The sequence below is a fragment of the Rhizobium leguminosarum genome (assembly GCF_001679785.1).
GTDB lineage: Bacteria > Pseudomonadota > Alphaproteobacteria > Rhizobiales > Rhizobiaceae > Rhizobium > Rhizobium leguminosarum_R.
In genome coordinates this window covers 320,620-333,229 of record NZ_CP016289.1, presented here as the reverse complement: position 1 = coordinate 333,229, position 12,610 = coordinate 320,620, and the positions used below count along the sequence as shown (strand labels likewise).

8 protein-coding genes and 6 pseudogenes are annotated in these 12,610 nt (G+C 58.1%); 4 read left to right on the top strand and 10 right to left on the bottom strand.

Annotated elements, in window-relative coordinates:
• Window positions 1-25: 25 nt before the first annotated feature.
• The 4 genes and pseudogenes from BA011_RS33110 to BA011_RS42970 all read right to left on the bottom strand — a co-directional run.
• Window positions 26-505, bottom strand: a pseudogene (locus BA011_RS33110) (IS6 family transposase); the annotation flags it as partial.
• Between the two features lie 282 nt (window positions 506-787).
• Window positions 788-1,831, bottom strand: a complete 1,044-nt coding sequence (locus BA011_RS33105) for an IS110 family transposase (RefSeq protein ID WP_065283984.1) — start codon at window positions 1,829-1,831, stop codon at window positions 788-790.
• A gap of 100 nt (window positions 1,832-1,931) precedes the next feature.
• Window positions 1,932-2,147 (bottom strand): annotated as a pseudogene (locus BA011_RS45495) (IS6 family transposase); the annotation flags it as partial.
• A 49-nt stretch (window positions 2,148-2,196) separates the two neighbouring features.
• Window positions 2,197-2,570: pseudogene (locus tag BA011_RS42970) on the bottom strand (ISL3 family transposase); the annotation flags it as partial.
• Window positions 2,571-2,695: 125 nt separating this feature from the next.
• Between BA011_RS42970 and BA011_RS33090 the strand changes: the two are divergent.
• Window positions 2,696-3,676 (top strand): IS5 family transposase, encoded by a 981-nt coding sequence (locus tag BA011_RS33090; protein ID WP_065284172.1) that lies wholly within the window; start codon window positions 2,696-2,698, stop codon window positions 3,674-3,676.
• 18 nt (window positions 3,677-3,694) lie between these two features.
• Here the strand turns inward: BA011_RS33090 and BA011_RS42965 are convergent, their stop codons facing one another.
• On the bottom strand, window positions 3,695-4,285 hold the full coding sequence (locus BA011_RS42965; RefSeq protein ID WP_151343701.1) for a hypothetical protein: 591 nt from the start codon (window positions 4,283-4,285) through the stop codon (window positions 3,695-3,697).
• A gap of 560 nt (window positions 4,286-4,845) precedes the next feature.
• Complete coding sequence (locus BA011_RS33080; RefSeq protein ID WP_065284172.1) at window positions 4,846-5,826, bottom strand: IS5 family transposase; 981 nt, start codon at window positions 5,824-5,826, stop codon at window positions 4,846-4,848.
• 368 nt (window positions 5,827-6,194) lie between these two features.
• Between BA011_RS33080 and BA011_RS45490 the strand changes: the two are divergent.
• Window positions 6,195-6,478 (top strand): annotated as a pseudogene (locus BA011_RS45490) (IS6 family transposase); the annotation flags it as partial.
• Window position 6,479: 1 nt separating this feature from the next.
• Here BA011_RS45490 and BA011_RS33075 read toward each other — a convergent pair.
• Window positions 6,480-6,695 (bottom strand): annotated as a pseudogene (locus BA011_RS33075) (IS6 family transposase); the annotation flags it as partial.
• A gap of 60 nt (window positions 6,696-6,755) precedes the next feature.
• Between BA011_RS33075 and BA011_RS33070 the strand changes: the two are divergent.
• The gene (locus BA011_RS33070) at window positions 6,756-7,472 is read left to right on the top strand and encodes an IS6 family transposase (RefSeq protein ID WP_151343700.1); all 717 of its coding nucleotides are present in this window, start codon (window positions 6,756-6,758) and stop codon (window positions 7,470-7,472) included.
• Window positions 7,473-7,650: 178 nt separating this feature from the next.
• Here BA011_RS33070 and BA011_RS46170 read toward each other — a convergent pair whose 3' ends face one another.
• The 3 genes and pseudogenes from BA011_RS46170 to BA011_RS42950 all read right to left on the bottom strand — a co-directional run bounded on the left by BA011_RS46170 (window position 7,651) and on the right by BA011_RS42950 (window position 10,060).
• On the bottom strand, window positions 7,651-7,776 hold the full coding sequence (locus BA011_RS46170; RefSeq protein WP_257785328.1) for a hypothetical protein: 126 nt from the start codon (window positions 7,774-7,776) through the stop codon (window positions 7,651-7,653).
• A 400-nt stretch (window positions 7,777-8,176) separates the two neighbouring features.
• Window positions 8,177-8,938, bottom strand: coding sequence for a hypothetical protein (locus tag BA011_RS33060; protein WP_065283979.1), 762 nt, complete (start codon window positions 8,936-8,938; stop codon window positions 8,177-8,179).
• A gap of 132 nt (window positions 8,939-9,070) precedes the next feature.
• A pseudogene (locus BA011_RS42950) lies at window positions 9,071-10,060 on the bottom strand (IS5 family transposase).
• A gap of 444 nt (window positions 10,061-10,504) precedes the next feature.
• Between BA011_RS42950 and BA011_RS33050 the strand changes: the two are divergent.
• Entirely contained in the window at window positions 10,505-12,346 is a 1,842-nt protein-coding gene (locus BA011_RS33050; protein ID WP_065283978.1) for a HipA domain-containing protein, read from the top strand.
• Window positions 12,347-12,610 lie beyond the last annotated feature (264 nt).

Genomic DNA, 12,610 nt, shown 5'->3' with positions numbered 1-12,610 from the left:
CAGCGATAGCTGGCCGGGACGGCTGTCAGGCTGCGGCGACACACGCGATTTTGTTCCAGATTTGCATGGCGGCGTTACGCAGGTCTCGATGTTGAGCCGATGACAGCGTATTGCGGGGAAAGTGGAACAGGTTGGCAATCGGATCATGGATGGAAACGAACCGCTGAAGCTGGCGTGCCGACTTGAAGCGTTTCATGGTCCTTTCGCGTCGTCGGGTCGGCTGGTGCGAATTTTCCGCTCGATTATTGAGGCCTTTGTGCGACCGGTGTTCGACACCGGGCATGAGGTCGCGCCTGGCGGCATCATAGGACCGGAGCTTGTCGGTGATCATGACCCGTGGTGTCCGCCCTTGAGCCTTCAGCAACTTACGCATCAGACGCTTTGCCGCCTTGCCATTTCGGCGGCTTTGCACCAGTACTTCGAGGACGAAGCCGTCCTGATCGACCGCACGCCAGAGCCACTGCTTCTTGCCATTGATGGCCACCACGCATTCGTCGAGATGCCATATGTGGACGGCCCCTCCTTGCAAGAACTCTTTGATGATTTGATCGGATCTCTTGCGTTCATATGTCCGGCCTTTTGTTGCGTTCACACATGAACGCTGGCCAAGATGGGTTCCGCGACGTGGGTTCCAAACACTTGATCGGCCTCGTTGGGCCACTGGCATCTACGGAGTGTACCGCGTCTCGGATCGATCGATCACACCATCTAATCGTTTCCTGCAAGTTCACGCATCAGCTCAGCACGGTAGCGTCTGTATCCTGCTCACCGTGACCGACTGATCTCTTCACGCCGCGCAGGCCAGAGCCGGGCGCGCAGCATTGCCCTTGTAAGCCTCGCCGGTCACCATCATTTTCCAGGCGATCCTGGCGATCTTGTTGGCCAACGCGACAGCCGCGAGTTTTGGGGCCTTGCGCTTGAGCAACTCGATGAGCCAGAGCGAAGCGTTCCTGCCTCTTCCCGCTCTCACCTGTCGAAGCAACGAGGTCGCACCCACGACCAATGTTTTGCGCAATGCCTCATCGCCGGCCCTCGTAATGATACCGAGCCTGACTTTGCCAGCAGTCGAATGATCCTTGGGCGTCAGGCCCATCCAGGCGGCAAACTGCCTTCCAGATCTGAACTGTTCCGGTGCCGGCGCTTTCATCACCAGCAAGACCGCGCCGATTGGTCCGACACCAGGGATCTTTGCAAGACGGCGACAACATTCATTGTTGCGATACCAAGCCATCAGTTTTGCCTCCACCTCTTTCAGGCGCTCACCCAACTGCGCAAATTCCTCAACGAGAGACGCGAACAGCTCACGCGCCACAGCCGGAATGCTTTCATCAATCATGATGCGTTCCAGAAGGAGCGGAAGATGAGACATGCCTTTGGCCGCGGTCAGCCCGAACTCAGCTGCATAGCCACGAATCGTATTGGCAAGCTGCGTCTGTGCGGCGACAGCGCGCTCGCGCATGCCCACCAGCATCAGCGCGGCTTGCTGATCCGCACTCTTTACCGGAACGAACCGCATCGTCGGGCGGCTCATCGCCTCGCATAGCGCTTCGGCATCGGCCGCATCATTCTTGCCGCGCTTGACGTAGGGCTTCGCCAGTTGTGGCGCGATCAGCTTTACCTCATGTCCGAACCCTGTCAGCAACCGCGCCCAGTGATGCGAAGCGGCACAGGCTTCGATCGCAATCACGGTCGGTGGGCATGTCGCAAAGAAATCCACCATCTCCTTGCGGCGCATCTTCTTGCGCAGGATCGGCCGCTCGGCGGCGTTCACACCATGCAATTGAAAGACGTGCTTTGACGTATCCATGCCAATACGGATAATCTGATCCACGGACGGCTCCTTCGTTTGAGATCGTTAACAGCTCACTCTGGCACATTTCGATGCCGTTCGGGGGCCGTCCACCCCAACATTTGTCGCCCAGGCAGCCGGCTGACCGTCGCTTGATCTCCCGGGCGAAATGCCGTCCGAATTTCTCCGCCCAGCTTCGAATGGTCTGATGTGTGACGATGATGCCGCGGGCCGCCAGCATGTCCTCAACCATGCGCAGGCTGAGCGGAAAGCGAAAGTAGAGCCATACCGCGTGCGCAATGATCTCAGCGGGAAAGCGGTGGCGACGATAAAGCGGATCACGAGCAACTTCTGACATGGCCCATGTACGCACATCTTCATCAGCCGTCGGTTAACTTTACGGTGCCGTCGCGAGCTTTAACCAGCAAGGGTACACCGTCTTCTATTGCAGCGATGGTGACGGTCTCGGGTTTCGTCAGGTTGTCTCTGCTGGTTGTCAAAAGGCGGGCAATCGTTCGGGCAGAGGGGATGCGGGTCAACGATTCAGCATCGGCCTTTTCGGCCCGCTTCCGCACCGAGTAACCCATTCACTCACGACCCGACGCGAGCCACGAAAGCCCTGTCTTCTCAATCGCCGCCATAGCTCGGTGCCGTTCCGCTTGCCAGCAGCCCATTGCGCGTCGAGCCATTCGAGATAGGGCTCCAACGAACTTTCTCTTGACCGAAAGACATCGTTGCGGTGCCCTCTGAGGACCTGGCGGACTAAGCCGCGGCTATGACCGTGGGAAGCATGAGCCGCTGTGCAAAACGCGCCGCCGGGCGTCCTCCAAGCGGGCGTTGTTGCGCGGATCACCCGGCGACTGATATTGGGCTTTGGTTTTCAGTCTCCTGATCGGGGTTTTGATGATGCCGCATAAGTTCAATGCCGACCGACGGGACAAGATAGCCAAGCAGAAGTTTAAGGTGACGAATTGGGCGGCCTATAATGAAAGCCTGCGTCAACGTGGTGATTTGACCGTGTGGGTGAGTGATGAGGCCCTTGCTTTATGGACGGCGCCGAGGCGGAGATCGCGGGGCGGTCAGCCGAAATACTCGGATCTGGCGATCACATTGTGCTTGACCCTACGCGTCGTCTACGGGCTGGCGCTACGCCAGACCCAAGGTCTGATGCGCAGCGTTGCGGCGCTGATGGAGTTCGATATTGCCGTGCCTGACTTCTCCACCCTGTCGCGCCGGAGCAAAGGGCTGGCGTTGCCGTCGACAAAGTCCGGAGCCAGAGCGTCCGGTCCTGTTTATCTGGTGGTCGATAGCACGGGGTTAAAAGTCTTCGGTGAGGGCGAGTGGCTGGAAAACAAGCACACAATCAAGGTGAAACGTAAAAGATGGCGCAAGCTTCACATTGGTCTTGATCTTGCTAGTGGTGAGATTGTCTGCGCGGATCTAACCACGGATGATGTTGGCGATCCGACCGCTTTGCCAGGTCTTCTGGATCAGATTGATGGCCCAGTTGCCAAGTTTATCGCTGATGGCGCCTATGACGGAGCGCCGACCCGTGATCTTCTGGAGACACGCTTCGGCGAGATCGTGGAGATCATTATCCCGCCTCCCAAGACAGCAGTTGAAAGTCCGCAATCGGCGTTCAATCCAACGGTACGGGACCGCCATATCGCCGAAATCGAAAACAAGGGCCGGATGGCTTGGCAGAAATCCACCGGCTATAACCAGCGCAGCCGGGTGGAGACCCAGATGGGTAGATGGAAGACGGTCATTGGGCCAAAACTCAAAGCGAGGAACTTCGACAATCAGAAAACAGAAGCCAAGATCGGCGTCCACGTTCTCAACCGGATGACTGAACTTGGCCGTCCAGAATTCCGGCGTGTTGTATGAAAAATCCCAAGGGTGGGGTTATCTCGTACAGAATCTGATCCCTGCAACACGTCCGCCTTGATCCGACATTGGCGGGCTTGATTGATTTACACTTTGTGCCGGCGAAGGGGGCAGAGGAGCCCCCTGCCAAAAGTTTGCCGAATTGACACTCCCGGCGGGCGCCTGGCCGGCTTGATCCACTCCTGCCCAAAACTCGTCTTGATTGAAACTCCCGGTGGGCGCCTGGCCGCCTTGATCCACTCCTGCCCAAACGTCGCCTTGATCGAAACCTTCCATTGAAAACGGCGCAGCTTGATGAGAGCTGCCTTCTCCAGCCTGACGATTGTTCTTGGCACGCTCCACCTCCCGGTGTTCTTCAAGCTGACGCAATGCGGCAAGGACCTTATTGTTTTCCGGCAGCAACTCACCGGACCATCTTCGCAGCGATTTATCGTCAAGTGCACCCAGAGTCTGCCCATAGTGCCCGAGCGCTTCCGCCAACTGGCGGAGAAGAGAAGAACGGCTTCCGGCGTTCGAAGTCCCCGTTCCTTGGCGCCGAGCCGTATCCTCCGCCCTGCTAATCAACGCCTCATCTTCACGGGAGGCAATATACTTTTTGCGACGATCCATTGGCGCCTGAGAGCTGCTTTCCCCAGCGCCCCGATTCCTCGATTGGGGATACCTCAACATCATGCTAACCGCCTCTGGTGCGTTCGGGATTAGCTGTCGAGCAGCTTCACGCAAAGACCGATCATCAAGGTCGACGAGTCTCCTCCCGGTAGCTTCTAGCAGATGCGCCAACCTACGAATGAGCGAAATATAACGGTTGATGCTGCCTTCGGTTAGCCTCCCGCTAGCCCACGCCGCCGCCGCCGCCCCCTGGATCTCCTTCTCGTCGTCTTCATTGACAGGAATTCTTCCTGGTTGTGAACGGCCCCGGCCGGTCCACGGTCTTTCGTCTGCGGCTTGCTGTGGCTGCCCCGCTTGCTGCTGCTGCCCCGCTTGCTGCTGCTGGAGCAGGGCGTTGTTGCGCGGATCACCTAGTCACCTGAATCTGAAGTTCGGTTCATTGTCTTCTGGCAGAAGCGCTTGACCGACGCGAGGATTTGGTCGGCGGATTTGACCCACTTGTACGGGGACGTGTTGCAGGGATCAGATTCTGTACGAGATAACCCCACCCTTGGGATTTTTCATACAACACGCCGGAATTCTGGACGGCCAAGTTCAGTCATCCGGTTGAGAACGTGGACGCCGATCTTGGCTTCTGTTTTCTGATTGTCGAAGTTCCTCGCTTTGAGTTTTGGCCCAATGACCGTCTTCCATCTACCCATCTGGGTCTCCACCCGGCTGCGCTGGTTATAGCCGGTGGATTTCTGCCAAGCCATCCGGCCCTTGTTTTCGATTTCGGCGATATGGCGGTCCCGTACCGTTGGATTGAACGCCGATTGCGGACTTTCAACTGCTGTCTTGGGAGGCGGGATAATGATCTCCACGATCTCGCCGAAGCGTGTCTCCAGAAGATCACGGGTCGGCGCTCCGTCATAGGCGCCATCAGCGATAAACTTGGCAACTGGGCCATCAATCTGATCCAGAAGACCTGGCAAAGCGGTCGGATCGCCAACATCATCCGTGGTTAGATCCGCGCAGACAATCTCACCACTAGCAAGATCAAGACCAATGTGAAGCTTGCGCCATCTTTTACGTTTCACCTTGATTGTGTGCTTGTTTTCCAGCCACTCGCCCTCACCGAAGACTTTTAACCCCGTGCTATCGACCACCAGATAAACAGGACCGGACGCTCTGGCTCCGGACTTTGTCGACGGCAACGCCAGCCCTTTGCTCCGGCGCGACAGGGTGGAGAAGTCAGGCACGGCAATATCGAACTCCATCAGCGCCGCAACGCTGCGCATCAGACCTTGGGTCTGGCGTAGCGCCAGCCCGTAGACGACGCGTAGGGTCAAGCACAATGTGATCGCCAGATCCGAGTATTTCGGCTGACCGCCCCGCGATCTCCGCCTCGGCGCCGTCCATAAAGCAAGGGCCTCATCACTCACCCACACGGTCAAATCACCACGTTGACGCAGGCTTTCATTATAGGCCGCCCAATTCGTCACCTTAAACTTCTGCTTGGCTATCTTGTCCCGTCGGTCGGCATTGAACTTATGCGGCATCATCAAAACCCCGATCAGGAGACTGAAAACCAAAGCCCAATATCAGTCGCCGGGTGATCCGCGCAACAACGCCGATCAAGGCCTCGGGTCATCGCTATTCGGCCCGACATATAGTCAGCCACTTCCCGTCGAACTCGGTCAATACCTCCCTCCAAATTGGGTCGACGGCATCCGGGCGGACGTAACCATGTTGCGCCAAATGCACTGGAATAATGTACTCCCGAGCATTTCCCGGGAAATGACAACTTTCACTGTCGGAGGGCAGCGCTGCACGGCTATATACAATGGAGGAAGGGAGGAGCTTTACGACGTTCGCATCTACCGCCAGTAGACGCGCCCGTGCTTGAGCATGAAGGCACTTACCGGCGATGTCACGTTGTCGGCAACTTAACGGGTGGCGGATAATACGGTTGAGATGACCTCATCGACCATCAGCTACAAGAACCACCGATTTCCACCGCAGATTATCGCCCGTGCGGTCTGGCTGTATTTCCGGTTCCCGTTGAGCCTGCGGCTGGTCGAGGAAATGTTGCTGGAGCGCGGTATCGTCGTCTCTTACGAAACGATACGGCGATGGGGCCGCAAATTCGGGGCAGCCTACGCCAAGCAGTTGCCTAGAAAGAAGCCGTCGCGGAAGGATATCTGGCATCTGGGCTTGGCGCCTTCCGCCGCAAGCGGCGCGCATAATCCGGGCCGAACTTCCTCGCCCAACACCGGATCGTCTCATAGGAAACCACGATGCCGCGCTCCAGCAGCATTTCTTCGACCAGTCGCAGGCTCAGCGGAAATCTGGTGTAGAGCCAGACCGCATGGGCGATCAAAGTGGGCGGAAAGCGATGCCGTTTGTAGCTGACAGGATTCAGGTTCATGGCGCCGAGCTGGCACCGTAAAGTTAACCGACGGCTGATGAAGATGTGCGTACATGGGCCATGTCAGAAGTTGCTCGTGATCCGCTTTATCGTCGCCACCGCTATCCCGCTGAGATCATTGCGCACGCGGTATGGCTCTACCTTCGCTTTCCGCTCAGCCTGCGCATGGTTGAGGACATGCTGGCGTCCCGCGGCATCATCGTCACGCATCAGACCGTTCGAAGCTGGGCGGAGAAATTCGGACGGCATTTCGCCCGGGAGATCAAGCGACGGTCGGCCGGCTGCCTGGGCGACAAATGGCATCTCGACGAATGTGTGGTGGCCATCAATGGCAAGAAGCAGTGGCTCTGGCGTGCGGTCGATCAGGACGGCTTCGTCCTCGAAGTACTGGTGCAAAGCCGCCGAAATGGCAAGGCGGCAAAGCGTCTGATGCGTAAGTTGCTGAAGGCTCAAGGGCGGACACCACGGGTCATGATCACCGACAAGCTCCGGTCCTATGATGCCGCCAGGCGCGACCTCATGCCCGGTGTCGAACACCGGTCGCACAAAGGCCTCAATAATCGAGCGGAAAATTCGCACCAGCCGACCCGACGACGCGAAAGGACCATGAAACGCTTCAAGTCGGCACGCCAGCTCCAGCGGTTCGTTTCCATCCATGATCCGATTGCCAACCTGTTCCACTTTCCCCGCAATACGCTGTCATCGGCTCAACATCGAGACCTGCGTAACGCCGCCATGCAAATCTGGAACAAAATCGCGTGTGTCGCCGCAGCCTGACAGCCGTCCCGGCCAGCTATCGCTGCATCAATCCGCTGATAACTTTACAGTGCCATCTCAGCAAGCGAGACACCTTCATCACCTTGCTTCAGAATGAACGCCTTCTGCGCGTCCGAAAATTGCGATGCCTTCATCGTCTTCCGTTCCTTTCCCAGCCAGGAAAATGCACCGGAAAACTCTAACCAAAACTGGTCCAGTTTGAAGGGTTCAGATCACAGGTGAGGCGGACCATTTCGACGGTAGCGCCCTTGCGGAGCTGAACGACCCGGGCGGTCTGGCGAGGATTGGTTGTGGGCTTGGTCATATCTCTTCCTTTCGAGCCGAAGCGGTTCCGGCCCCGATCATCGGGAAACTCAATCTGCCTGCTCATCTTCAACCCGGATCTACGCCTAACATACTGGTTGCAAAACCCGGTGAAAAGTTTTGCGACAGAACCTCGGCATTGAACTTGTGCGGCATCGTCGAAATCCGGATCAGGAGACTGAAAACTTGAGACTGAAAACCACCGCTCAATATCAGTCGACGGGTGATCCGCGCAACAACGCCGGTTACCATCGCGCGGGAAGATGGTGCCAAAGATTGAAGAAGCTCATAGCCGCTATCTTCAAAAAAACGCGCATCTGAAATTCCGTAAACGGTCCAACCGTGGAAAGCCCTGTGTTCCCGTGGATCGCGGGACCTTTCGAGGCGACGATGTCTACTGCTCAACGAGCCGATAGTGCCGCTGTGACGAGATCTGTCAGCTGCGATTCGCGCGGAGCCCCCCACCAGTCGCATACAGACATGTATGACATGTCGCTGGTGCTGTCGCCGAGGCCGAAGACCGGGCGATCGGGTTCGTCAGCACGAAATCTGTCAAGCAGGAAGTTTGTCGCGAGACGCTTTGAGATGACTGGTGGAATGAGCGCCAGGTTGTTGCCGTTGTGGTGGCGGATCCAGCCTTCCCTGTCGACGACAGGCACGATTTCCTGGAGACGCGATCCGTCGCCGCTGTCGTTCTCCTTGAAAACAAGGTAGGTCGCCACGCCATCCTCGAGCACGGGCCAGCAGCGCATGGAAACTCCGAGGTCGGCGCTTTTTGCTCTGGCCGCGTCGAGAAGCTCCGAAAAATAGTCCGCAAAGGGAAGAAGCTGCGCCTCGACCATGTCGCGCCATTCGGCGTCGGGCTTGCCGTCGGGATCGAGGATGACCGCACCGTTAGCGACGATAGCATAGCTGGAGAAGGGTATCTGCACATTGGCGTAGGAGTCCGTCCCGCGTGCAGTCACCGGGATGACTTGTGTCGTGCGTAGCAACCAGTCCACCAGCGCCTTTTGCGTCGGCGTCATATACGAGTGCTTGCTAGCAGGAGCGTCGGGGTCGAGGACGCGCGCGCCCAGAGTAAGTTGTCCGTCGGTGAAGCCGGGAAGCTTGCGACGCGAACGGAACAGCGTGTCGTCGAGGTCGACGAGGAAGATCGGGGCCATGCAAACTCCATTGCCTTTTCTTGGCGGGCAAATATCGGATATTAGTCATTGGTCAATGTCTAATTTTTGTTAACAAATTGGAGCACTGTTGCATGGCGTTGGTGCACGGATGTGGATCTTTGAAACGGCTGACTATGGGGTGGCTGCCTTGCGGCGGACGGCTTTCGGGCGTGCGCAAGCAAGCATGCGGTTGAGGACGGCGCAGCCGATGGCGACTTCGGTCTGCTGACCAGGCAGCGACCTGGCCCGCAGACGCCGCCCGATGATGGACTTGTATCGCCCGATTGCCGTCTCAACCAGCGAGCGTTTGCCGTAGCCGGTAGAGACCTGCCATTTCATCCGGCCGTCACTGTTGATTGCGGCGATATGCCGGTTCCGTTGGCCGGGAGGTCTATCGTCGCTTGGCTCGACCGCGTTGGCGCGAGGCGGAATGACGACAGCCGCCGCCGCGCTATGATCGATGACTGCGTCCTATGTAGGTTTTCCATCATAGGCACCGTCGGCTGTGAACTGTACGATCGGACCGCCAATCTGGTCGAGGAGTGGCGCAACTTGAGAGACATCGCCAGCATCCTGATCCGTCAGGGTATGGGCAACGATCTCGCCGCTATCGGCATCCAGTGCCAGATGCAGCTTTCGCCAACCTCGGCGGGATCTGGCGCCATGCTTCTCCTCCAGCCACTGGCCCGCGCCGTAAACCTGTCGGCCGGTGCTGTCCACCAGAACATGCAACGGTCCGGCAGGTGGAACCTGATTTTCGGGCCGCTTCCCGGCAGATCGCCATGCGCGCGCCCGACGGCTCAGCGTGGTGTGATCGGGGACGGCAAGCGCTAAGCCCATCAATTGCAGCACCGATTCCAACAAGCCTTCTGCCTGGCGATGCCGCAAGCCAAACACCAGGCCCAGCGTCAAGGTGGTCTCGATTGCCAGATCTGAATAACGGTGCTGGCCGCCGCGGGTCTTGCGTCTTGGAGCATACCATTTGGACAGGGCTTCCGGTGTCAGCCACAAGGTCAGGCTGCCACGCCGACGAAGTCCTGCTTCATACTCCGGCCAGTTCGTCACCCTGAACTTCGTCTTCTCAATGTGATGACGACGGCTGGCATTGTGTTTGAAAGGCATGACTAAACGACAAGAGCTGTTGCGGTTCCCTCCTGCCTAACTCAGAACGCTAAACGGTCCGTGCACCAACGCCGGACGCCATCACAAGAGAGCGGGATTGGTTGCTTTCGTTGTCGCAGAGGCTAGGCACATGACGATCGGCGACCGGGCGGAAGCTTTTTTCCGCGGGCCAAGAGACCCAAACGCGGCAACACGCCACATCGGGAAATATTCCTTTTAACCGTTAATTTTCAACATGATAACGAAAGTAGCGTGAGACTAATTATGGAATTAGAGTAGGGAGTCCATTTATAAATCAGTGGTTTAGCCACTAGACGCCGACGCTTGGAATACCGAAAGCTGTAACTATCGCGTGTTTGGCATACGTAATAGTGACAATAATCTTGAAATCTGAGAGAAGGTGATGTAGCTTCCGCGTATCTGAAATGCACGAAAGTTACATCTATGCCCCTTCATCTCGTCGGCGAAAACATCGATAAAACCCGCGCCCATCGGCAGGCGGAGGCAGGCAAGCTCATCCAGTTAATGCGCGGCATCTATGTAAATGCTGACGACGATATAGACCAGACACTGCTGACCCACGCGGTACGCATCGCCAAATATCTCTATCCGAACGCCTACTTGTCGGCCGCCAGCGCTGTACTCCTCGGTCCGATGCGCGATGGCCGCCTGTTCCTGACCGGCCGCCGCGTGCAGCGACAGCGCATCAGGGCGCTCGAAATCATCCAGAACAAAGCGCCGGACCACCCGTCCGTCGCGCAAGCCACAGTTGGCGACGATATGGGCGAATTCCGCGTCGATGTGTCCTCGCTGCGGCAGCGTTTTCTTGAAGCCTTCCGCATTCGCAGCGAACATGCCGCATCCTTCGACGAAGCGATGAGAGAGGCAATAGCCGCCCGCCTGATCGAAGAATATGGCAGCCCGGACAATGCCGCCGATGCGGTGTTCAAGCTCGCCCGTGACAATGACTGGCTTGATGAAGGCAGCCAGGCCGAGCGCTTCCTGAAACGCAAACCCGGCGCCGTCGCCGCCGTCGCCAATCAGGCCGCTCTGGATCTGGTTGTCGCGTGGCACGGCGCGCCGATCGGCAACCTGGTGCATGACGGCTTTGAATGGCGATGGCATGGGTCCGATCCGAAAGGCCCGCCGCTCGTCCGTCCGACCACGCCTGGCAAACTGCCGCCTTTCATTGAATCGCTGCTGCCGGAGGGCTGGCTTGGCAAAGTGCTCAACAATCCTGACGAACGGGCAGAGCTGCGCACGGGCAAGCGCTATATGTCGAATATCACGATCGTGGAACGGGCGAATGAGCTGGATACCCTGCCGGCCGATATTCTGCTGACGAGGTTGAGCCATTATACGGCGGATCGTATGTTCACGGGAACCTATGCCGGTCCCGGCCGCGGCAGCATCCAGGATACATTCGAACAGAATCTGGCGCGGATCTTTGCGACCGGCGCGACGCCGCGCCTGTCGGGCGTCCAGATCAAGGCGCCGATGTTCCTTGATGCGGGCGGCACCCTGATGCCGAGCACGGACAAGCCGTTCACGCATATTCTGAAGCCTGCCGGCACGTCGGGATTCGAGGCGCTACCCGCGATCGAATGGCAATCCATGGAGCTGGGCCGCGCGGCCGGATTCACGGTTCCGGCGATTGCGCTTGTTGTCATGCCGGATAGCATGCCGGCGGCCCTTGCGGTCGAGCGGTTCGATATCCGCACCAGTCATGACGACATGCGACGGCTGGCGCTTGAGGATATGGCGTCCCTTCTCGGCGTGCGGGCCGAAGATAAATACACAGGCACCATGGAGCGGATCGCGGGCGCTCTGCGTCCACTTTCGACCGACGCCGACGCGGATCTGCTGCTGCTCTTGAAGCGGGCGCTGTTCGCCTGGCTGATCGCCGATGGCGACATGCACCTGAAGAACATGGCGGTGCTGAAAATCGCAGAACCCGGCAGCAGACATTTCAACTCAGTGCGTATGGCGCCGCTCTACGATGCGGTGACAACACGGGTGTTTCCGAACATGCAGCACGATCACCTGGCGCTCAAAATCACCGGCAAGGACGAACGGCTGAAGAGAGCGGATTTCAAGCGTTTCGCGGCGACGGTGGGCATTTCGGTGACGGCGGCGGATACGGCCATGGATGAACTGGTCGCAGCACTTGCGCGCGGCCTGGACGATCTCGCCCTGCCGCCGCCGCTGACCGATGGTTCCGCAGCTGCCGATCGGGCGGCCCAGATGCGTGCGATTGTCCGCGAGCGGCTGGAAACTTTTGCATAGCCTCGATCTATTGCGACTCGGCTATAATTTGCATTGTACCTTGCCATGGCGACCTATGAACAAACGAGACGAATTCTCACCGAAGACCAAAATGGCCGTCGCGCTGCGGGCCAGTCATCGCTGCTCGTTTCTCGGTTGCCCCCAGATCACGGCGGGTCCGAGCGACGAGTCTCCGGATGCTGTAGCCATGGTCCGTCAGGCCGCGCACATACACGGGGCGGCACCAGGACCAGGTAGCAGACGCTACCTCATCTTCGATGACAC